This window comes from Mucilaginibacter gilvus, assembly GCF_004054195.1.
Taxonomy (GTDB): domain Bacteria; phylum Bacteroidota; class Bacteroidia; order Sphingobacteriales; family Sphingobacteriaceae; genus Mucilaginibacter; species Mucilaginibacter gilvus.
The window spans coordinates 22,816-42,947 of record NZ_SBIW01000004.1 but is presented as its reverse complement, the minus strand read 5'-3'; the positions used below and the strand labels follow the sequence as shown (position 1 = coordinate 42,947).

General features: G+C 45.7%; 22 protein-coding genes. 13 read left to right on the top strand and 9 right to left on the bottom strand.

Going from position 1 to position 20,132, the window contains the following annotated elements:
* Positions 1-93 precede the first annotated feature (93 nt).
* The 3 genes from EPL05_RS10195 to EPL05_RS10185 all read left to right on the top strand — a co-directional run bounded on the left by EPL05_RS10195 (position 94) and on the right by EPL05_RS10185 (position 2,222).
* The gene (locus EPL05_RS10195; RefSeq protein WP_128533863.1) at positions 94-1,182 is read left to right on the top strand and encodes an Mrp/NBP35 family ATP-binding protein; all 1,089 of its coding nucleotides are present in this window, start codon (positions 94-96) and stop codon (positions 1,180-1,182) included.
* A gap of 27 nt (positions 1,183-1,209) precedes the next feature.
* On the top strand, positions 1,210-1,488 hold the full coding sequence (locus EPL05_RS10190; protein WP_128533862.1) for a NifU family protein: 279 nt from the start codon (positions 1,210-1,212) through the stop codon (positions 1,486-1,488).
* A gap of 110 nt (positions 1,489-1,598) precedes the next feature.
* A complete protein-coding gene (locus EPL05_RS10185) occupies positions 1,599-2,222 on the top strand; it encodes a hypothetical protein (protein WP_128533861.1) in 624 nt (207 codons plus the stop codon).
* A 125-nt stretch (positions 2,223-2,347) separates the two neighbouring features.
* Here EPL05_RS10185 and def read toward each other — a convergent pair whose 3' ends face one another.
* Together def and EPL05_RS10175 are read right to left on the bottom strand one after the other, a co-directional pair.
* Complete coding sequence (gene def / locus EPL05_RS10180) at positions 2,348-2,920, bottom strand: peptide deformylase (RefSeq protein ID WP_128533860.1); 573 nt, start codon at positions 2,918-2,920, stop codon at positions 2,348-2,350.
* An 18-nt stretch (positions 2,921-2,938) separates the two neighbouring features.
* On the bottom strand, positions 2,939-4,171 hold the full coding sequence (locus EPL05_RS10175; RefSeq protein ID WP_128533859.1) for a M16 family metallopeptidase: 1,233 nt from the start codon (positions 4,169-4,171) through the stop codon (positions 2,939-2,941).
* Between the two features lie 133 nt (positions 4,172-4,304).
* Between EPL05_RS10175 and hpt the strand changes: the two genes are divergently transcribed.
* Together hpt and EPL05_RS10165 are read left to right on the top strand one after the other, a co-directional pair.
* Positions 4,305-4,844: a hypoxanthine phosphoribosyltransferase gene (gene hpt, locus EPL05_RS10170; RefSeq protein ID WP_128533858.1), complete on the top strand. Its 540-nt coding sequence runs from the start codon at positions 4,305-4,307 to the stop codon at positions 4,842-4,844.
* Positions 4,845-5,044: 200 nt separating this feature from the next.
* Positions 5,045-5,809, top strand: coding sequence for a slipin family protein (locus tag EPL05_RS10165; protein WP_128533857.1), 765 nt, complete (start codon positions 5,045-5,047; stop codon positions 5,807-5,809).
* 130 nt (positions 5,810-5,939) lie between these two features.
* On the opposite strand, the gene mfd is transcribed toward EPL05_RS10165, so the two are convergent.
* Positions 5,940-9,290, bottom strand: a complete 3,351-nt coding sequence (mfd, locus tag EPL05_RS10160; RefSeq protein WP_128533856.1) for a transcription-repair coupling factor — start codon at positions 9,288-9,290, stop codon at positions 5,940-5,942.
* Positions 9,291-9,448: 158 nt separating this feature from the next.
* On the opposite strand from mfd, the gene EPL05_RS10155 reads away from it, so the two are divergent.
* From EPL05_RS10155 to EPL05_RS10120, 8 genes are all read left to right on the top strand, one after another.
* Entirely contained in the window at positions 9,449-9,865 is a 417-nt protein-coding gene (locus EPL05_RS10155; protein WP_128533855.1) for a DUF4199 domain-containing protein, read from the top strand.
* Positions 9,858-10,172, top strand: coding sequence for a DUF2752 domain-containing protein (locus EPL05_RS10150; protein WP_243837267.1), 315 nt, complete (start codon positions 9,858-9,860; stop codon positions 10,170-10,172). The genes EPL05_RS10155 and EPL05_RS10150 overlap by 8 nt, the downstream gene beginning before the upstream one ends.
* A 216-nt stretch (positions 10,173-10,388) precedes the next feature.
* A complete protein-coding gene (locus EPL05_RS10145) occupies positions 10,389-10,757 on the top strand; it encodes a TM2 domain-containing protein (protein WP_243837266.1) in 369 nt (122 codons plus the stop codon).
* Between the two features lie 419 nt (positions 10,758-11,176).
* A complete protein-coding gene (locus tag EPL05_RS10140) occupies positions 11,177-12,274 on the top strand; it encodes a Nif3-like dinuclear metal center hexameric protein (protein WP_128533854.1) in 1,098 nt (365 codons plus the stop codon).
* Positions 12,274-13,017, top strand: coding sequence for a zinc ribbon domain-containing protein (locus EPL05_RS10135; protein ID WP_128533853.1), 744 nt, complete (start codon positions 12,274-12,276; stop codon positions 13,015-13,017). Before EPL05_RS10140 ends, EPL05_RS10135 begins: the two co-directional genes overlap by 1 nt.
* A 175-nt stretch (positions 13,018-13,192) precedes the next feature.
* Positions 13,193-13,726 (top strand): carboxymuconolactone decarboxylase family protein, encoded by a 534-nt coding sequence (locus EPL05_RS10130; RefSeq protein WP_128533852.1) that lies wholly within the window; start codon positions 13,193-13,195, stop codon positions 13,724-13,726.
* Positions 13,727-13,754: 28 nt separating this feature from the next.
* Positions 13,755-14,174 (top strand): nuclear transport factor 2 family protein, encoded by a 420-nt coding sequence (locus EPL05_RS10125; RefSeq protein WP_128533851.1) that lies wholly within the window; start codon positions 13,755-13,757, stop codon positions 14,172-14,174.
* Positions 14,175-14,177: 3 nt separating this feature from the next.
* A complete protein-coding gene (locus EPL05_RS10120) occupies positions 14,178-15,056 on the top strand; it encodes a helix-turn-helix domain-containing protein (RefSeq protein WP_128533850.1) in 879 nt (292 codons plus the stop codon).
* A gap of 9 nt (positions 15,057-15,065) precedes the next feature.
* Here the strand turns inward: EPL05_RS10120 and EPL05_RS10115 are convergent, their stop codons facing one another.
* From EPL05_RS10115 to EPL05_RS10090, 6 genes are all read right to left on the bottom strand, one after another.
* A complete protein-coding gene (locus EPL05_RS10115) occupies positions 15,066-15,908 on the bottom strand; it encodes a hypothetical protein (RefSeq protein WP_128533849.1) in 843 nt (280 codons plus the stop codon).
* 48 nt (positions 15,909-15,956) lie between these two features.
* Positions 15,957-17,027, bottom strand: a complete 1,071-nt coding sequence (locus EPL05_RS10110) for a PA0069 family radical SAM protein (RefSeq protein WP_128533848.1) — start codon at positions 17,025-17,027, stop codon at positions 15,957-15,959.
* 30 nt (positions 17,028-17,057) lie between these two features.
* On the bottom strand, positions 17,058-17,699 hold the full coding sequence (locus EPL05_RS10105; protein ID WP_128533847.1) for a response regulator transcription factor: 642 nt from the start codon (positions 17,697-17,699) through the stop codon (positions 17,058-17,060).
* A 254-nt stretch (positions 17,700-17,953) separates the two neighbouring features.
* The gene (locus EPL05_RS10100; protein WP_128533846.1) at positions 17,954-18,613 is read right to left on the bottom strand and encodes a hypothetical protein; all 660 of its coding nucleotides are present in this window, start codon (positions 18,611-18,613) and stop codon (positions 17,954-17,956) included.
* A gap of 90 nt (positions 18,614-18,703) precedes the next feature.
* On the bottom strand, positions 18,704-19,498 hold the full coding sequence (locus EPL05_RS10095; RefSeq protein WP_128533845.1) for a sensor histidine kinase: 795 nt from the start codon (positions 19,496-19,498) through the stop codon (positions 18,704-18,706).
* On the bottom strand, positions 19,465-20,121 hold the full coding sequence (locus EPL05_RS10090) for a hypothetical protein (RefSeq protein ID WP_128533844.1): 657 nt from the start codon (positions 20,119-20,121) through the stop codon (positions 19,465-19,467). Before EPL05_RS10090 ends, EPL05_RS10095 begins: the two co-directional genes overlap by 34 nt.
* Positions 20,122-20,132 lie beyond the last annotated feature (11 nt).

The window sequence follows — 20,132 nt, the reverse complement described above, 5'->3', positions numbered from 1 at the left end:
AATATAATGCGCTGCAACGCTTAGTTACAGCAAATTGTTTTTTTAACAAACGCTACACGCCCCCTGTTTTCGTATTTTTGTAACCAGATAAATATGGAAATTACCCAGCAACAAGTATTACAAGCCCTGAGCAACGTAGAGGAACCCGATCTGAAAAAAGACCTGGTTACATTAAATATGATACAGGATATTGTTATCGATGGCCAAAAATTAAGCTTTTCGGTAATATTAACCACGCCCGCCTGCCCCTTAAAGGCTCTCATAGAGAACGCTTGCCGCAATGCTATAAAGCATTTCATCAGTAAAGAGATTGAGGTAAGCATCAACATGACGTCGCGGGTTACTTCGCAAAAGAACACTAGCGTACCTGGGGTGAAGAACATCATCGCGGTAGCATCCGGCAAAGGCGGCGTGGGTAAATCTACCGTATCGGTAAACCTGGCGCTAGCTTTGGCAAAAACCGGTGCTAAGGTTGGGTTAATAGATGCCGATATTTACGGCCCATCCATCCCCATCATGTTCGGGCTGGAAGGCGCAAGACCGTTGGCCAGCAACGTAAACGGTAAAACACGCATAGAACCGATAGAAAAATATGGTATCAAACTTTTATCCATAGGTTTCTTTACAGACCCTAACCAACCCGTGCCCTGGCGCGGGCCAATGGTGTCCACAGCGGTAAAGCAGCTATTTAATGATGCCGACTGGGGCGAGCTGGATTATTTGGTGATAGATCTGCCACCGGGCACCGGTGATATCCACATCACGGTTACGCAAAGCTTCCCGGTTACGGGGGCGGTTATTGTAACCACGCCGCAAAATGTGGCCCTGGCCGATGCCAAAAAGGGGATAGGCATGTTTATGATGAATGCCATTAACGTTCCGATACTGGGCATTGTGGAGAACATGAGCTATTTTACCCCGGCCGAACTGCCCGATAACAAATACTATATTTTTGGCCAAGGTGGCGGGCAAAAGCTGGCGCAAACGCTTGATGTACCATTTTTGGGCGAAATTCCGTTGATAAAGGGGATAAGTGACAGCGGCGATGCTGGTAAACCTATAGTGTTGGAAGAAGAAGGCGGCATGAGCATTGCCTTTATGGAGATGGCCCGCAGGGTGGCGCAGCAGGTATCTATAGCAAATGCCGAAAAAGCAAATGTTATGAATGTTGCAAATAATTAATAACTTTACGTATATAAATTAGTAAAAATGAGTTTAATTGATCAGGTTGAAGCAGCGTTAGATTCCATTCGCCCGTATTTGGAGGCAGATGGCGGTAACGTTTCTGTGGAAGAAATAACGCCTGAAGGTATTGTGAAGTTAAAGCTGCTTGGTTCTTGCGGTTCTTGCCCCATGAGCATCATGACGCTGAAAGCGGGAATTGAACAGGCCATTAAAAAAGCCGTGCCCGAAATTACCGGTGTTGAAGCCATTAACCTAACAGACATTGACGACCCATATGCTGTGCTCCCAGAGAATTTACGGTAGTGTTAAGAATTGTTAAATAGCAATTTGCTTTAAATGAATAATGTATTTTTACATGCCCGTTTCTAAAACAATATAAAACAGGCCTGATAGTATAAATACGCAAAAGATAAATGAAGAAGTTAATTGGCATATTGTTTTTGTTGGTATCGCTTTCGGCATTCGCCCAAAAGGAAAAACCTTTGGTGCAATTTACCGGCGTTATTTACAATGGCGATAGTGCCAATGTGGTGGTGCCTTATGTAAGCATCAGCAATAAAAGCTACCACAACGCAACAGTTATAGCCAGCTACAATGGCTACTTTTCTTTTGTGGTGCATGAGCAGGATACCATTAGTTTTACCGCGGTGGGTTACGCGCCCCTTACGGTTGTTATACCCGCAAATCTGGCCAACAAAAGCTACACCACCCAAATAAAAATAAAGCCGCAGATCATTAACCTGCCGGTGTTCCGGGTGTTCCCATGGGCCACTACGGATGAGTTCAGACGCGATTTCATAACGGCAAAACTGGCTGACGATGACTTGGAGATAGCCCGGAAGAACATTAGCCGTGCATCACTTGCAGCGCTAACCACTTCACTCCCGCGCGATGGGCAGGAGATTCAGTCGGCAAATGCATCGCAAATGCATACCAACCTGGCAAACTCCCACTCCATTACCAACCCGCTGCTGAACCCACTTGCCTGGGGAAGCCTGATCAAGTCCATTACGGATGGGGATAAGAAGGGGAATTAGTTTTGAGAATCAAGAGATAAGGATCAAGATAAAAAAATAAAAAAAGGGCCGTGATGATCATCGCGGCCCTTTCTTTTAGCAACATACAGTTCAATAATTCCTGTCTTGTCTCTTATTTCTTGACCCTATCTCCCCTTCTTAGCATCGGGGAATTTCATTCTGTAATCTACGTCAACGGCACCTTTAGATATATCGTTCAGTTTTTTCTCTATCAGGCGTTTGCGCAGTGGGCTCAGCTTATCAGTAAACAACTTGCCCTCTATATGGTCGTACTCGTGCTGTATTACGCGGGCGGCCATGCCTTTAAAAGTTTCTTCGTGATGTTTCCAGTTCTGGTCGTAATATGACATGCGGATAACCGGCTTGCGCGATACATCCTCACGGATATCGGGGATGCTTAAACAACCCTCGTTAAAAGACCATTCGGAACCGCTCTCTTCTAATATGTCAGCATTGATGAACGCTTTTTTAAAACCGGCCAATTCCGGCTCTTCATCATCAAACGGCGACAGATCAACCACAAACAAACGCGCGCTCATGCCTATCTGCGGGGCGGCCAGCCCAACGCCACGCGCACCGTACATGGTTTCGTACATGTTGGTAACCAGTTCTTTTATATGAGGGTACTCATCCGGCTCAATAGAAGGGGCCTTACGCCTCAAAACAGGGTCGCCGTATGCTACAATAGGGTATTTCATTATGCAAAAATAAGGGATTTACTGTTTAGGCTCAAATAATAAGGTTATCATACCGTCATTATCAAAAATTTCGTTGCTTATTTCTAATAATTGTTGGGCAGTAACGGCATTTATTTTAGCGAAGATGTCTTCCAGCGAATCGATATGGTTAAAATCCAACAGGCTTTTGGCCATGCTGATGATGAGGCTCATACGGCTTTCTTCGGCCAGGGCTATCTGCCCTATAAATTTTTCTTTGGCCTGTTTTAGCTGGATGGTGCCAATGGTATTATCGCGCAGCTTTTTTAATTCCTTATGTACCAGTTTAAGCGCTTTCTCCGCCTTTTCGGCATCTGTACCAAAGTAAATAGAGAAGATGCCGGTATCGGTAAGCGAGGTGTAATTGCTCTCGATGGTGTAAGCGATGCCATACTTCTCGCGGATTTCCAGGTTGAGGCGGTTGCTCATGCCCATGCCACCCAGCAGGTTGTTCAATAACAACAGCCCATATTTATTGGGGTGTGCCGATGGGTAAGCCCGGCTGCCCAGTACGCAATGCGTTTGCGAGATTGGCTTTTGAATAACGTATTGCCCGCCCGTTATTGGCGAAGGCGCTATGCGCTGTTTTTGGCTTGTATTTTCGGGCACCCCACCGAAGTACTTTTCGCAGAGCGTCACCAGTTTTTTAAAATCGTAATCGCCGTATACGGCAAATACCATCTGGTGCGTGTTGTTGTTGGCCAGCATAAATTGCTTTATATCCTGCCCGTTTATAGCAGCAACGCTTTCGGGCGTGCCTAATATGTTGTTGCCTATGGTGTGCCCTTTAAACAATAAAGCCTCAAAATCATCCTGAATGGCTTCTTCGGGCTGGTCAAGGTAGCTGGAGATCTCGTCAAGGATCACACCGCGTTCTTTCTCCATTTCTTCTTCAGGAAAGGTAGAGTGGAACAGGATGTCCTCAAACAGGTCTACCGCGCGCTCCAAATGCTGTCTTAGTAACGACGCGTGGATGCAGGTGTACTCTTTGGTGGTGTAGGCGTTCAAGTCGGCACCTACCAGTTCCAGCCGGTTAAGGATCTGGTTAGTGCTGCGGCGTTCGGTTTCTTTAAATAGCAGGTGCTCTATAAAGTGCGCCAGGCCTTCTTTGTTTGGCGTTTCATCGCGCGAGCCTGCATTGAGTACAAAGCAGCAATGCGTAATGGGTGATGGCGAATGTTTAAATAATATGCGGATGCCGTTGGGCAGGGTATGTATCTGGTGGTCTGTCATTAAGGCGCAAAGATAGTGTTTATATTAACCTGTGCGGGCACCACTTATTTAGGCAAGCAGTTCAATTGTTATAATTTTTGGCAGCCGCGATAATTTTATACCTTGGTATACATATTTCTTTTATTTTAGTAAGATGAAACTACAAATAGCCGACCTGGAGTTTGAGCCACTGATATCATACGAGCAGATACAAGAACGCGTTAGGGAAATGGCGCAGCAGATAAACGAAGATTTTGAAGGCAAGGAACCCATATTTGTAGGGATATTGAACGGTAGCTTTATGTTCATCGGCGACTTGGTGAAAGAGATAGTATTGCCCTGCCAGGTAACGTTTACCAAGCTGGCATCGTACTTCGGCGGGGTATCCAGCACACAAACCATCCGCGATGATTTTGACCTTACCGGGGATATTAAGGGCCGTGATATTATTTTGGTGGAAGACATTATCGACTCGGGAAACACCATCCGCTACCTTATCCAAAAATTAATGGTGCGCGAACCGGCGTCTATCACCGTAGTATCGCTCCTGTTTAAACCTGATGCGGTTGTGTACAGCATTGAAGAGCTAAAATACGTGGCGTTCCAGGTGCCGAATGATTTTGTAGTAGGCTACGGCTTAGACTACCGCGAACTGGGCCGAAATTTGAAGGGGATATATAGGAAGATAGGGTAACTGTAATTTCCTGATACTCCTTATTGTGCCTGATTATCAGATTTCTATCGTTGTTTTTCGCCCGCAAAATATTTTTTGCAAATATCAAAATGTACGCTACATTTACCGCGTAATCGCGTACCGGTGAACCCTTCCCCGACGTCCAAAATCCTCCCGGAACCTACAGGCAGGCGATGCGTTCATTAAACAAATAAAACATCATGTATTTACTTATTGCATTAGCTGTCGCCATTGTGCTGATAGTGATCAGCGCTCACATTGCGCAAGAGTATCAGCGCGCCATTGTTTTTCGTTTGGGCCGCTACAGCCGCACCGCCGGCCCGGGACTTTACTTTATTATCCCCTTTGTAGACAGGCAGATAACTGTGGATATCCGTACCCGCACAGTTGATCTGGAACAGCAGGAAACTATCACTAAGGATAGCGTAACCATTAAGGTTAATGCCGTGCTTTGGTTCAAGGTGATCAACCCCGAGGATTCCATTATTAAGGTAGCAAACTACAACATGGCTGTTTACCAGTTTGCGGTTACGGCTTTGCGTAACATTATTGGCCAGCACCATTTAGATGAAGTGCTGCGCGAACGTGAGCAGATCAACTCCACCATGCAAAAGATAGTGGATGCCGCTACCGAGCCATGGGGGATAAAAATTGTAATGGTAGAGATGAAAGATGTAGAGATCCCCGAATCGATGCAGCGTGCCATGGCCCGCGAGGCAGAGGCTATCCGCGAGAAACGCGCCCGGATCATTAAGGCGGAGGCGGAACTGGAAGCATCCATCAAACTCACCCAGGGCGCCAAGCAAATGGAAGCCAGCCCGATAGCCCTGGAACTGCGCCGCATGCAGATGCTCTCCGAAATTGGTATCGATAACAATACCACCACCATTGTACTGGTACCGTCGGACTTTACCAATGCGGCAAGGAGTTTTACGGAAATGGTGGCGAAGACTAAGGAAGGGTAGAATGGTATAATCCAACGTCCTGCTGAATTTATTTCAGCATCCCACATGAAAAGTAGCGATTTTGCATAGTCCACTTGCCGCGTGGGGTGCCGAAACGAGTTCGGCAGGACGGTTTATGGAGATTTGAGCATTATACCCCAACCACCATTAACTCTTCCAAAACCTCCAACGCTTCATTGATATTGCCAACTCTATCCACGCTCAACCTTAGCGTGTTTTTTACTTCTTTAAGATTGGTTCGGCGTGGGTTGCGCTGTACAAAATTGAGCACTTCGCGGAAGGCATCGCTTTCGAAGTAGGCGGACTGCTGGTTGGTGATGAAGTAGCCGCGCAGCACGTTGTTTTTGAGGGAAACCTTCTCAAAGCCGATGGTTTTGCCCAACCATTGCAGGCGCATCGAATTCAGCAGGTCGTTCACCTGTAATGGTATCGGCCCAAACCTGTCGTGCAGTTGTTGTTTAAAGGCTTCAAGTTCGGTTTCATTCTCCAGCTTGGAGAGTTCTGTATATAGGTTATAGCGTTCGGCTATACTGGTTACATACTCGTCAGGGATAAGGATCTCCTGGTCGGTATCTATCTGGGTGAAAGTGATAAATGGCTTCGGTTTTTCATCTGGGAAAACGCCTTTAAACTCGTCTTCCTTTAATTCCTGTATGGCCTCGTCCAATATCTTGTGGTACATTTCAAAGCCAATTTCGGCAATGAAACCGCTTTGCTCAGCACCCAGCAGGTTACCGCTGCCGCGGATATCCAGATCGCGCATGGCAACGTTAAAGCCGCTGCCCAGGTCGCTAAATTCTTCAATAGCGCTCAGGCGTTTGCGGGCTTCGTTGGTCAGCGTAGATAAGGGCGGACTCAATAAATAACAATAAGCTTTTTTATTGCTTCGCCCAACGCGGCCCCGCATCTGGTGCAGATCGCTCAAGCCGAACATGTGGGCGTAATTGATGATGATGGTATTGGCGTTCGGGATATCCAAACCAGCCTCGATAATGGTAGTGGCCACCAGCACATCGTATTCGTGGTTCACAAATTTCAGCATCACATCTTCCAGCGCGTCGCCTTCTAATTGGCCGTGGGCAATACCGATGCGGGCTTTAGGCACCAGCTTATGGATCATGCCGCCTAATTGCGGCAGATCGGCAACGCGGTTGTGGATGAAGAACACTTGCCCGTCGCGCTCAATCTCGTGCTCAACGGCCTCTTTAATCAGCTTATCGTTAAACACATGCAGCTCGGTAACTACCGGCTGGCGGTTTGGCGGCGGGGTGGAGATGATGGAAAGGTCTCTCGCGCCCATCAGCGAAAAATGCAGGGTGCGCGGTATAGGCGTTGCCGTCAGCGTCAGCGTATCTACGTTGGCGCGCATTTGTTTCAGCTTTTCCTTAACGGTTACGCCAAACTTTTGCTCCTCATCGATGATCATCAGGCCCAGGTCCTTAAACTTCACATCTTTGCTCACCAAACGGTGCGTGCCAATGATGATATCCACCTTGCCCTCTTTTAGCTTGGCAAGGGTGTCTTTGATCTGCTTACTGGTTTTAAAGCGGTTGATGTAATCTATATTGGCAGGGAAGCCCTTTAGGCGGTCGCTAAAGGTTTTATAATGCTGGGCTGCCAAAATGGTGGTCGGCACCAGTATGGCTACCTGTTTGCTATCCGCAACGGCCTTAAACGCGGCGCGAACGGCTATCTCGGTTTTACCGAACCCTACATCGCCGCAAATGAGGCGGTCCATCGGGTGTGGCGATTCCATATCCTTCTTAAAATCGGTGGTAGCTTTTTCCTGGTCCGGGGTATCTTCGTAAAGGAACGACGCCTCCAGCTCGGTCTGCAGGTAGCTGTCCGGCGAAAAGGCGTTCCCATCCTGGGCTTTACGTAGTGCGTAAAGTTTGATTAGGTCGCGGGCGATATCCTTAACTTTTTTTTTTGTTGTTTTCTTCAGCCTTTCCCAGGTATCGGTGCCCAGCTTGTTCATGCGGGGCTGCGTGCCTTCTTTGCCGCTGTATTTGCTGATACGATTCAGCGAGTTGATGTTTACATATAGCAGGTCGTTATCGGCATAAACCAGCCGTATCATTTCCTGTACTTTACCGTTAACTTCTACTTTTTCCAGCCCGGCGTACTTGCCAATACCGTGGTCTATGTGGGTGATAAAATCGCCCGGCTTTAGTTCGCGCAGTTCCTTCAGGGTGATGGCCTGTGATCGCTGATAACCCTTTTTAAGCTTATATTTATAATAACGGTCGAAGATCTGGTGATCGGTATAGCAGGCGAGCTTTTGTTCCTTATCAATAAAGCCTTCGCGGATGGATACACTCAGCGGGGTGAATTTCACGGTTTTATCCAGGTCATCCAAAATAGCATAAAGGCGCTCTACCTGTCGCGAACTATCGGTAAGGATGTAGTTCTCTATTTTCTCCGCCTCGTTATTCTTGAAATTATGAATAAGCAGGCTAAAATCTTTGTTGAAGGATGGTTGCGGGCGCATATCAAAGCTGATCTGCGCGGCATCGTGGTAAAAGAATTGCTTGCCAAATTCTACCAGCGGGAAATCGTGCAGCTGGTCGGCTATCAGTTTCTCGTCGGTAAAGCTAAACTTGGGGTCTATCCAGTCGGGGTTCTGATTTTTCTCTTCTGCGGAGAGGGCCTTCCACAAGGCGGTTGCCTTTTTGTGTCCGGTTTGAATGATATCCAGCGTAAATTGTACATCCTTTATCCATACCTGTGTGCCTGCGTCCACGTATTCCAGCAGGGAGATGTTATTCTCCGTAAGGAATTTGGATTGCACATTGGGCACGATGGTGATGTTCTTTACTTTTTCGGCAGAGAGCTGGCTCTCTATCTCGAATGTACGGATCGACTCGATAAAATCGCCGAAGAACTCTACCCGGTAAGGCAGATCGTGCGAGAAGGAGAAGATATCCACAATACCACCACGTACCGAGAATTGGCCCGGCTCGTACACAAAATCAACGCGGTCGAAATCGTACTCTACCAAAAACTCGGCTATGAAATCGATGCTCAGCTTATTGTTAACGGCAATTTCTAAAGTATTTTTTTCCAGCGAAGCACGGTCTATTACCTTTTCAGCAATGGCCTCGGGGTAGGTAACAATCAGTTGCCCGTATTCGGTGCTATGGTTCAGCTCGTTCAATACTTCGGCGCGTGCCAAAACGTTGCTGCTATCGGGCTGGGTAAATTCAAAGGGTTTGCGGTATGATGAGGGAAAAAGCAGGGCTTCTTTACCGGTGAGGTTTTCCAGGTCGGCCTGGAAATAGGAGGCTTCCTCACGCTCTGGCAGCACAAAGATCATGTGCTTGTGCTGCAAAAAATACAATGCTGCCGCCATGGCCGCATCGCCCGATCCGACTAACCCCCTAAGCTGAACTCTTGGATTTTTACCGGCATTAAGCGCCTGCGCCAATGCCTTTATCCGTTCGTCGGCCTTATACCTATCTAATATATCGCGGATATTCAAAGCGGTGCAAATATAGCTAAAAAAGGCGTTTTTGTCTTCGCCGCATAATTATCAAAAATTAAAGCAAACAAAAGCAGGCATTGTTTACTTTTAAATGATATTTCGCTTTTATATGGCGAAACACATTTTAGAACTCAGATACCAAACTTTATACTACCATGAAGAACTCAGTAATTTTCGGAATAGTAATAGGCGTTTTAAGCTTGATATGGCTGTTTGTAATGCGCGCAACCGGCTATAACCTTACCGATAGCGAAGCATCGCCGATAGAATACGTATCGGTATTGATACCGCTTATCGGCTTGTACTTTGGCGTAAAAAACTTCCGCGATGGCGAACTAAAAGGCAATATGGGCTTTTTAGAGGCGCTGATCCAAAGCTTTAAAATATTGCTGGTAGGCGGTGCCCTGGCTGTTTTTGCAGGCATCGTATTTATCAACTGGGGTAACCCGGATTCTCACGACACTACTTTTCAAAGCTTTAGCGGCCGTATTTTTGGCGCATTGCTGGTTGGTGTAATTATGGCTTTTGGCGTATCTTTATTGCTTACAACCAAGAGCAACAAAGTTGATTAAAAAGTTTTTCCACAGATACTTCGAACTCGTATTCTGGATAACTGCAATGGCTTGCCTGGCGTTTACAAACCCGGCAGGCCATTCGCATTTTAGCCTGTGCCCGTTTAAGGCCATGGGCTTTACCTGGTGCCCCGGCTGCGGGCTGGGGCATTCCATCTCCTGGTTGTTTCGCGGCGATATCATCAACTCTTTTCATGCACACTGGCTGGGCATCCCTGCAGTGCTGGGTATCTTTTACCGGATATATACCCTGGCAAGGCCGGTGAATTATTTGGCTAAGATAGAAAGCGGTCATAGCGAACTCTAAAGTGCGCATGGCGAGTAAATAACCCCGCGATAAGCCCTATCTAGCTCCACTCGCCGACACCCCCGCCACCGGCGAAAAATCCGCCCCCGCTTCACCGTAAATTTCACGTTGTTTACCGATAGTTTATTACTGGCTGCCAACTTTGTATTGGCGTTTTTTGTGTTTGGATGTAGTTTTACATCATAAATCATCACAAACAAATTAAAAATTAAGACAATGAACATGTATCAAGATCCTTATATGACTTTCGCGGATATGACATCCGAAGAAATGGGTTCTCTGCAACAGGCAACAAACGGCCTCACCGAGAAACAGAAGCAATACTTTTACATGGTTTACTCCGGTAAAAGAAAAAGCCAGCAAGATATGCTGATCTTCTCTTTAGTAGGATTGTTTTTAGTGCCGGGACTGCAGCGATTTATTACCGGCCAGATAGGGATGGGCCTTTTATACCTGTTCACAGTAGGCTTTTGTTTTATTGGATCGATAATCGACTTGATCAACCACAAATCGTTAGCAAACGAATACAACCAAAAAATGGCTTACGAGAGCTTCCAGATCACCAAAATGGCCGTTCAGGAATAAACAATATAATCATCACCATCAACCCTACACACCACCATGAAAACCCTTAACAAAACCGCAACTCAATTAACCGTTCGTTTCGATAAAGAGTTAATGAACCTGTTAAAAAGCGACCTGAAATCTGTCCGCGCTAAAAAAGCCTGATAGTAGAAATAAAAGGGCGATTGGCCCCCGCAAGATCAAAACGAATGTAAGCATTGGGAAGGGCAGAACGCCCGGCGGCGATTGGCCCACCAAAGAAAATATTACATACGTTTTGATCTTTGTTTGTTTAAAAGCCTCACCTAATCCTCTCCAAAGGAGAGGACTTTGAAACAATGTGGATAGAACCCTCTCCTTTGGAGAGGGCAGGGTGAGGCCTCCAATAAAAAATCCTCCAATCCTTCCAATCTCATTAATCCTGTACTACCTTAGCTAATATGAAATTAGCACAGCTCACCGCTTACCTGGAAAGCCTGGCCCCTTTGGCCTACCAGGAAGAATATGATAATTCGGGCCTGATCGTAGGGCATCCCGATGCGGAGATCCACCAGGCGCTTATCTCGCTGGATTGCACCGAGGCAGTGGTGGACGAAGCCATTGCCACCGGCTGCCAGGTGATCGTGTCGCATCACCCCATCGTATTTAAAGGCCTAAAAAAGTTCAACGGTAAAACCTACGTGGAACGCGTGGTGGAGAAAGCCATTCGCCATAATATTGCCATCTACGCTATCCACACCAACCTGGATAATATCATGACGGGGGTTAACGCCCGCATTTGCGAAACGCTTGGTTTAAAAAACAGCCGCATATTGGCGCCCAAACATCAGCTGTTAAAGAAACTGGTTACTTATGTGCCCATTGCCCAGGCCGAAGAAGTACGCAACGCTTTATTTGCTGCAGGTGCCGGCAATATTGGTAATTACAGCGAGGTAAGTTTTAATGCTGAGGGTTTTGGCACCTTTAAAGGAAACGAGCATACCAATCCCTATGTAGGCGAGCCGGGCAAACGCCATCGCGAGCACGAGATCCGCATAGAAAGTATTTACCCCGCCAACCTGGAGAGTAAAATTATTATGGCACTGGTGCTGTCGCATCCGTACGAAGAAGTGGCTTACGATCTTTACCCCATTACTAACCAGCACCAGCAGGTAGGCAGCGGCATGATAGGTGAACTGGAGAACGCCAAAAATGCCGACGCTTTTTTAGCCATGGTGAAAGAAAAGATGCACGCGAGCGTTATAAGGCATACTGCGTTTACCGGCAAGCCGATCAAGAAAGTGGCGGTTTGCGGAGGCTCGGGAGGGTTTTTATTGAAGCAGGCAATAGCGGCCGGAGCGGATGTTTTTATCACTGCCGATTACAAATACCACGAGTTTTTTGATGCCGAAGGAAAAATAGTGATCGCAGACATTGGACATTTTGAAAGTGAGCAATTTACGCAACAATTATTGTATGAAATTATTCAAAATAAATTTGTTAACTTTGCGGTCCGTTTAACAAAAGTGAATACAAACCCCGTCAAATATTATATTTAATGGAACAAACCGTAGAACAAAAGCTTAAAGCTTTATACGACCTGCAAACCATCCACACCAAAATTGATAAAATTCGCCAGGTACGTGGTGAATTACCTATGGAAGTTGCCGATCTGGAAGATGACGTAGCCGGATTAGAAACCCGTATACAAAAAATAAAAAATGAGCTTGATGATCTTGAGGACGAAATTGTAACCCGCAAGAACCTTATCAAAGACTCACAGGCCAACACTAAAAAATACGAAGCCCAGCTAAACGAGGTTAAAAACAACCGCGAATATGATGCGATCTCAAAAGAAATTGAGATACAGGGTTTAGACATACAGGTAAGCGAGAAAAAAATTCGTGAGTTTGGTTTTGAGATCTCTTCTAAAACTGCCATTTACGAAAAAGCACTGGCCGACCTTGATGCCCGCCGTGCAGATCTGGATGCTAAAAAAGACGAGTTAGGCACCATTACCGCCGAAACCGAAAAAGAAGAAAACGAACTAACCGCCTTAGCTGAAAAAGCTATCCCGAACATTGAGGAACGTTTACTTACCGCTTACAACCGTTTACGCGGCAACGCCAAAAATGGTCTTGCTGTAGTAACCATTCAGCGCGATTCTTGCTCTGGTTGTTTTAACCAGATCCCGCCACAACGCCAGTCAGATATCCGTCAGCGCAAAAAAATTATCGTTTGCGAGCACTGTGGCCGTATATTGGTTGATGAACTGATGGCTTTGGAAGAAGAGAACGTATAACAAGCAACCAACTATAAATTTATATTTAGAAGGCCCCAGCTATGGGGCCTTTTTTGTTGGATTTGTTTTTTAGCGAGGGAAAACTATCCATGTACTTGCGCCCTTTATCCCTTTACCCGTAGCGGGGCATGCTGCACCTTTGTATTGTCAATAACGACAACAAAGACACAGCAAAATGAAAAAGCAATTTTTAATACCTACCCGCGAAGAAGTAACCCCAACCAACCAGGCCATATTTGATAACCTGAAAAAAGCCTTGGGTTTTGTACCAAACCTGTACGCAACCATCGCCTATTCTGATGCTGGCCTTGCCCGCTACCTTGCCTATCAAAACGCAAAGACAACGTTAAATAATAAAGAGAAAGAAGCGGTTAACTTAATTGTGAGCGAAGTAAACGGATGTTCGTACTGTTTAAGCGCGCATACCGTAATTGGTAAAATGAATGGCTTTACCGATGAACAGATCTTAGATCTCCGCAGGGGCAAAAGCGAAAATCCTAAGTTGAATGCCTTGGTACAGTTGGCCGGCGACATCACCCGCAACCGTGGTAACGCAGCCGATGAAGCAGTAAGCAACATTTACGCCAACGGGTACACCAACGAAAACCTGATAGATTTAATTTTACAGATCAGCGATAAAACAGCCATGAATTACCTGCACAATTTAACTGATATTGCGGTAGATTTCCCACTGGCACCGGCATTGTAATAATGCAGGCCCGCTAATACGTAAAAGCATGAGCACAGAAAATAAACGATTCCCTTTGCCGCCCTTTAATATGGAAACCGCCTTGCAAAAGGTGCAGGCGGCAGAGGATGCCTGGAACACCCGCGACCCCGAAAAGGTGAGCCTGGCCTACACTATAGACTCGGAATGGCGCAACCGCACCGATTTTATAAACGGACGCGAAGAGATAAAAGCCTTTTTAACCCGCAAATGGGAAAAGGAGCTGGATTACAAGCTGAAGAAGGAGCTGTGGGGCTTCCGTGAGAACCGTATGGCGGTGCGCTTTGAATACGAATGGCACGATGAGGCCGGGCAATGGTATCGCAGCTACGGCAACGAGCTTTGGGAATTTGACGAGAACGGCTACATGCAAAAACGCTTTGCCAGCATAAATGATATGCCCATTGCCGAAGCCGACCGTAAATTATAAATAATGACAGAGCAGCAGAGTTTCACCCTGGTTAACCCGCAAACCGGGAACCTCGCCTTTAAACTGTTCGCATTTAGCGATAATAGTTATTTCGACCATGTGCAGCGAAATAACTATTACTCGCTTATTTGGGTAAAGGAAGGGAGCGGTACCACACGGGCCGATTTTAACGACTATGCTTTTACAGCGAATACGCTGTTTGCCTTTTCGCCCTATCAGCCCTTTATGTTTACACCCAATGATGGCATTGCCGGGCTTGCGCTCCATTTTCATCCAGACTTCTTTTGTATCCACAAACACCAAAAGGAAGTGGCCTGCAACGGCGTTTTGTTTAACAATATTTATAACCCGCCCTTTTTACATTTAGACGAACCAGCATCCGCAACGCTGGAAATGCTACTGGCGCAAATACGAGCCGAAATGCAGAACCCCGCCCTGGCGCAGTACGAGTTGCTGGTATCGTACTTGAAAATATTACTGATAACCGCATCGCGTTTAAAAACACAGCAGCAGCCCGACGCGGAAAAAGCGACAGCCGGCAGCAAGGAGCCGTTTATCCTGCAAAAGTTAAAGGATTATATAGAGCTGCATTTTAAAACCCGCCACGCCGCAGGCGAATATGCCGATCTGCTTAATATTACACCAAAGGCCCTGGCCAAGATAACCAAGGCGCATTTCAATAAAACGTTAACCGACCTGATAGCCGAGCGCATCATCATCGAAGCCAAACGCGAATTATACCTCACCAACAAACCCGTAAAAGAAATTGCCTACGAACTGGGGTATAATGACGAAAGCTATTTTAGCCGGTTCTTTAAAACCAATGCCGACGTAAGCCCGCAAATGTACCGGGACACGGTTGGGTTTAATAGGATGGGTTGAACAAGAATATCAGGTAGTTTTGTACAAATACCAGCCATCTCCAATCGAGCGAATCATAATGAAGTGGTCGCCGCTCATTTCGGGTACATCCTTACTATCTTTAATATACATATAACCTACATAGTTATCCACAATACCGCCAATATTTAAAATTACGGTGTTGGTAGTTTGTTCGCCGTCAAGTTCGGCATTGTGCAGGTAAAGTGCTTTTAGTTTATCGGATAGGGCATTTTTAGCTCCTAAAGCCTGTATGAAATTTCGTTTGCCGACTGAAGGGGAGGTCAAAAGATCGGCCTTTAACTGTTCAAAGGCTTCTTTGTTTTTTTGAAAATGTGCAACAATTTTATCATCCGACGCAAGGGTCAGTTCCGTATTATTTAATAGGTATTGGTATTCGTCCCTTGATTTAAATATGCGATGATCCTTGCCTTTGCGTAGCGGCTCTGCTATTATTTTATCTATCTGCGCCGGAGTCATCTTTTTTAATTCATCATACATTTGTTGTAGCATACCGGTCATTGCCAAAGCGCGAAATGCATTTACCTTCCATATGCTGTCTTTTGCTAAATGAAAGTAAGTGTCGAGAGAATTACCTGTGGAATCGGACAGTGTTACGTTAATAACGGCAGTCTTGTCGGTTTGCTTCAACACGGTAAACGATACTTTAAGGTGTGGCGCAAAATCGCTGCCGTTTGGGTGCCCTTCAAAATCACCGGCGCAATATTTCTTAATATAGGGGAGGGTGTCTCTGGAAAGTATGCGTTTGCATAGCTCCAATGGGGTATAGGTTTGCGCTTTGCAAAGTGTTCCGCCAAATGATACCAAACAGACAAGCAGGCAAATTTTTTTCATTGTAATAAGGTTTGTTAAAGCTACTGTTTTTATTGTTAAGCACGTTGGCTAAAACATTCCCATCTGCTTCCCGCCCTTGGGCGTAAACAGTGTGAGATCATACGAAGGCATCTCCCTGTCGGCAAGGAAGCGCACGCAGGCCATCCGGTATAGTTGGTGGATAGAGTTGGCTACATGGCCATCGCCGCTCATGCGGCGGCCAAATTCGCTATCGTTCAGGTTGCCGTTGTGGCAGGCTTTTATCATGTTCAGCACCTTCTCGGCCCGGTCCGGGTAAGCTTTGTGTACCCAATCGGTAAAGATTTCGGCAATGCTGCCGTTGAGGCGTACAATGGTGAATCCGGCGGAGAGGGCACCTCTATCTGCGGCGGCTTTAATAATATCGGGGATCTCGTTACTGTTTAGGCCGGGAATAATGGGCGCCACCATTACCCTTACGGGGATTCCTTTTTCTGATAGCTTTTGTATTACCGCTAACCTGCCCATGCCGGTTACGGTACGCGGCTCCAGCTTTTGGCGAAGCGATTCGTTTAACGAGGTGATGGAGATATTTACATGCGCCAGGTTCATCTGCGCCATTTCGGTTAAAATATCAATATCACGCAGCACGAGGTTGTTTTTGGTGATAATGCTTACTGGGTTGCGGTATTTGAGGAACACCTGCAGTAACGAACGGGTTATCTTCAGCTTTCGTTCGGTAGGCTGGTAACAGTCTGTATTGCCCGATAGTACGATGGGCACGGGCTGGTAGCCTTTTTTATTAAAATGTTTTTCCAGGAGTTCCGCAGCGTTGCGCTTTACAATTATCTTGCGCTCAAAATCCAGCCCTGCGCTAAAACCAAAATACTCGTGGGTGTTACGGGCGTAGCAATAGATACAGCCATGTTCGCAGCCCTGGTAAGGATTGATGGAAACAAAATGGCTCAGGTCCGGGCTGTTAGATTCGCTTACTATCTTTTTGGCGTTCTCTTCAAAAAGCTGCGTACGGGTATCTTCCAGCAACTGTTCGTCCAGCCCTTCAATGTGGTCCAGTACGTATTTCTGCTTTAAAAACTTGTTGTGTGTGTTTACCTGGGCGCCTCTTCCCTTAAAAAACTCCCCGTTCTCCCCATGTGCCATGAGAACAAATTTGCTAATTATTTTAGCAAATTACAACTGTACCAAATTGTTTTTTATGGCGTAAAGTACCAGGCCAACGCGGCTTTTTATTTGCAGTTTTTCAAAAAGCTGGTCGCGGTAGCCGTCAACGGTGCGCGCGCTGATGCACATATGGTCGGCAATCTCTTTGTAGGTAAGTTCGGTACCGGCGAGTTTTAAAAATTCCAGCTCGCGGCTGTTCAGCTTAATTTCGTCGGCATTGCGGTTAAAGCTGTTTACCAGGTGGCGGGTAACAAACTCGGGGTAATAAATTTCGCCCTGGGCTACTTTGCGGAGGGCGCTTTCAAACTCGTAGGGTTCGGCATCTTTAAGCAGGTAGCCCTTTACGCCGAGCTTCACCATGGTTAAAACCTTTTCGGCATCCTCAAACATTGATAATACAATTACACAAATATCAGGGTAGTTTGATTTTAGCCAGCGCGCGGTTTCTATGCCACCCATTACCGGCATGTTTATATCCAGTAAAATAATATCGGGTTTTAGCTGTGGGGATAGCTTACGGGTTAGTTCTTCGCCATTGGCAGCTTCAAAAAGAATCATGTATCCGCCCAGGCTATTTATTAACGACACCAGCCCGCTCCTGAACAGGCGATGGTCATCAACCAGCACTATTTGTATAGCTTCCGTGGGCATAAGTCTGTTCTAAAAAAGGGGGTCAATAATAATTGTAATACAACAACCTCTTCCCTTTTGCTGCTCAGTAGCAACAGCACCGGTAAAGGCCGCTTTGTTCTGCCTGTTTTTAATGCCCGATGTGCCGTTTTTTTGTTATAGCAGCAACAAAACCGGCACCATCATCAGCGAGGGTTAAGTTAAATAAATGCGAAGAATACCACAAACAAATTTTGAACTGTTTAACCAGGTATGTTTAAGTGCGTTTTATGGTGTTATTGGCCCGGTTCCACGCCTCTGCGGAAGCACAGGAACGCTACCGCCAAGCATGAATAAAGTACGGCGTTTGAAGTATTGGCGATGCCCCAAAACAGCAAGAAATAGTTGTAGTTATTTTTATAGGCCATGTAGGCATACGAGGCGAAAAACATAAAGGTAATGGTGCAAAAAAGCAGTAAGCCCGTGTTTACCCAAAAGCCCGGGAGCTTAATAATGGATAAGGGGAGTATCGTGTAATGCATCAGCTCGGAAAAATACAAGCAGCATGAAACAATAAGTACTACGTCCTGCAGCAGGATGTTCACGGTGTCGAGTTTCCAAAACCCCTGGAAAAAAGCCATGTTGATAATAGTGAAGGCAATAGTAAAAACGATGGCGGCCCTCAACCGTTTTTTAAAGGACGGTGTTTGGAGTTGCCCTACTAAAAAGAGCGCGTTGAAGACAAAGAAAAGTGTAATTTCTATATTGGCGATCCACAAATTAGAGTGATTGATGCTGAACCAGTTACGAATAGTGCCGAACTCATAAACCACTATAAAAAACAAAAAAGGCACAAAATAGCTGTATGGTGTGCCCTTCATTTTTGGCCATTGCACAAGGGCAACAATAAAAGCCATCAGCTCGAATAAAAAGTAGAGATAGTCTGACCACACCATTGTGCCAATATACGCATTCGGCTTCACCGGCATTTTACCGGCCGGGCGCAACAAACGCTGCAAAAAAAACACATTGCGCGTATTCGCTATTTAGGTATGCTGCGCTATGGGGTCTATGGTGATAGTGATGGCACATCCCTTGCCCGGTTCGCTGGTTATATTGGCAACGCCACCAATAAGAGCGGCCCTGTTCTGCATGTTCCTCAGGCCCGAGCCGCCGGTAGTCAGTGCGTCGATGGAGAAGCCTGCCCCATCATCGGCAATGGTTAATTCAAATAAGTTTTCGGTATATTTAAGGTTGATCTTAAACTGTTTAGCGCAGGCATGTTTAAGCGCGTTGTTCAGCGCTTCCTGGAAGATGCGGAAAATCACCAACTCCCGTTCGTCGCCCAAACTAAAAGATTGCCCCTTAACATCCATCACCGCATCCATAATGCTGCTCTTGTTTATCCGCTCTACCTCTATAGCGATGGTTTTTACGAGGCCAAGCTGCGCGATATGCTCAAAACTGAGACTTTTGGATAGGTCGCGCAGATCGCCAATGGCCTGGGCAACCAGTTTGCGGCTTTCATCTATTTTATGAGCCTTATCGGTTTCATTTAAATTGCCGGTAAGCGCCAGGTTGAGTTTCACAAAAGAGAGCACCTGGGTAATATTATCATGTATCTCCTGGCTCACGTAGTGCAGGGTTTGCTCCTGCATTTCTATCTGGGTTTTAAGCAGCTCCTGGCTAAAAGCCGCCTTTAGCTGCTCTTGTTCCATGTGGTATTTGTTGTGCCTGCGCTGGTACAGGAACAAAAAGCCAATAATAAATACAGCCAGCAATAGCAGCATCCCGGTGCCTGCTATAACTAAGTTGATAATTTCCTGGTCGGGTTGAGGCATAGGAAGGAAATAATTAAACAGGTATATAATATAGCGTTGGCTATATCTGATATCATTCGGAATAACATTAAGTAATCGTAATTATGCTTATAAGCCATATAACTGTAAGACGCAAATAATAAAAATTCGCCCAGATAAAAAAACAAAACGCCTGTATTTAACCAAAACCCGGGTAGTTTAATAATGCTGAGGCTGTTGCCGAACGAAACCTGCATCAGTTCCAAAAAGTATACACCGGTAATAAGTATAATAACTATCGTTTGCAGTATAATAGTACTTACATTAAGCTTCATACCCCCCTGGATAAAAAACAAGTTAATAATGTTGTAAACCAGGCACGTAAAAATGGCTATCAGTATAATCTTCTTATAAAACGGATTATTTAACGTGTTCCTAATAAAAAAGCTATAAAATGCAAATTCAAAAGTTGTCATTAAGTTGGTGGCCAATGCATTATTGTTGCCGATACTAAACTTGTTGTACAATGAGCCGGTTTCGTACAATACAATTAAAATCAGGAATGGTATAAAGAATTTATAATCAGATTTCAGGAGCGACCTATATTTTACAAGGGCAGTAAACAGGGCAAGTAATTCAAAGCCAAAATAAATTTCAAATGTCATATTGCTAAGGG

What these genes read in the sequence shown, in the direction of transcription:
- EPL05_RS10195 (WP_128533863.1), top strand. Translation starts at nt 94, where the DNA reads ATGGAAATTACCCAGCAACAAGTATTACAAGCCCTGAGCAACGTAGAG.
- EPL05_RS10190 (WP_128533862.1), top strand. Translation starts at nt 1,210, where the DNA reads ATGAGTTTAATTGATCAGGTTGAAGCAGCGTTAGATTCCATTCGCCCG.
- EPL05_RS10185 (WP_128533861.1), top strand. Translation starts at nt 1,599, where the DNA reads ATGAAGAAGTTAATTGGCATATTGTTTTTGTTGGTATCGCTTTCGGCA.
- def (WP_128533860.1), bottom strand. Translation starts at nt 2,920, where the DNA reads ATGAAATACCCTATTGTAGCATACGGCGACCCTGTTTTGAGGCGTAAG.
- EPL05_RS10175 (WP_128533859.1), bottom strand. Translation starts at nt 4,171, where the DNA reads ATGACAGACCACCAGATACATACCCTGCCCAACGGCATCCGCATATTA.
- hpt (WP_128533858.1), top strand. Translation starts at nt 4,305, where the DNA reads ATGAAACTACAAATAGCCGACCTGGAGTTTGAGCCACTGATATCATAC.
- EPL05_RS10165 (WP_128533857.1), top strand. Translation starts at nt 5,045, where the DNA reads ATGTATTTACTTATTGCATTAGCTGTCGCCATTGTGCTGATAGTGATC.
- EPL05_RS10155 (WP_128533855.1), top strand. Translation starts at nt 9,449, where the DNA reads ATGAAGAACTCAGTAATTTTCGGAATAGTAATAGGCGTTTTAAGCTTG.
- EPL05_RS10145 (WP_243837266.1), top strand. Translation starts at nt 10,389, where the DNA reads ATGAACATGTATCAAGATCCTTATATGACTTTCGCGGATATGACATCC.
- EPL05_RS10140 (WP_128533854.1), top strand. Translation starts at nt 11,177, where the DNA reads ATGAAATTAGCACAGCTCACCGCTTACCTGGAAAGCCTGGCCCCTTTG.
- EPL05_RS10135 (WP_128533853.1), top strand. Translation starts at nt 12,274, where the DNA reads ATGGAACAAACCGTAGAACAAAAGCTTAAAGCTTTATACGACCTGCAA.
- EPL05_RS10130 (WP_128533852.1), top strand. Translation starts at nt 13,193, where the DNA reads ATGAAAAAGCAATTTTTAATACCTACCCGCGAAGAAGTAACCCCAACC.
- EPL05_RS10125 (WP_128533851.1), top strand. Translation starts at nt 13,755, where the DNA reads ATGAGCACAGAAAATAAACGATTCCCTTTGCCGCCCTTTAATATGGAA.
- EPL05_RS10120 (WP_128533850.1), top strand. Translation starts at nt 14,178, where the DNA reads ATGACAGAGCAGCAGAGTTTCACCCTGGTTAACCCGCAAACCGGGAAC.
- EPL05_RS10115 (WP_128533849.1), bottom strand. Translation starts at nt 15,908, where the DNA reads ATGAAAAAAATTTGCCTGCTTGTCTGTTTGGTATCATTTGGCGGAACA.
- EPL05_RS10110 (WP_128533848.1), bottom strand. Translation starts at nt 17,027, where the DNA reads ATGGCACATGGGGAGAACGGGGAGTTTTTTAAGGGAAGAGGCGCCCAG.
- EPL05_RS10105 (WP_128533847.1), bottom strand. Translation starts at nt 17,699, where the DNA reads ATGCCCACGGAAGCTATACAAATAGTGCTGGTTGATGACCATCGCCTG.
- EPL05_RS10100 (WP_128533846.1), bottom strand. Translation starts at nt 18,613, where the DNA reads ATGGTGTGGTCAGACTATCTCTACTTTTTATTCGAGCTGATGGCTTTT.
- EPL05_RS10095 (WP_128533845.1), bottom strand. Translation starts at nt 19,498, where the DNA reads ATGCCTCAACCCGACCAGGAAATTATCAACTTAGTTATAGCAGGCACC.
- EPL05_RS10090 (WP_128533844.1), bottom strand. Translation starts at nt 20,121, where the DNA reads ATGACATTTGAAATTTATTTTGGCTTTGAATTACTTGCCCTGTTTACT.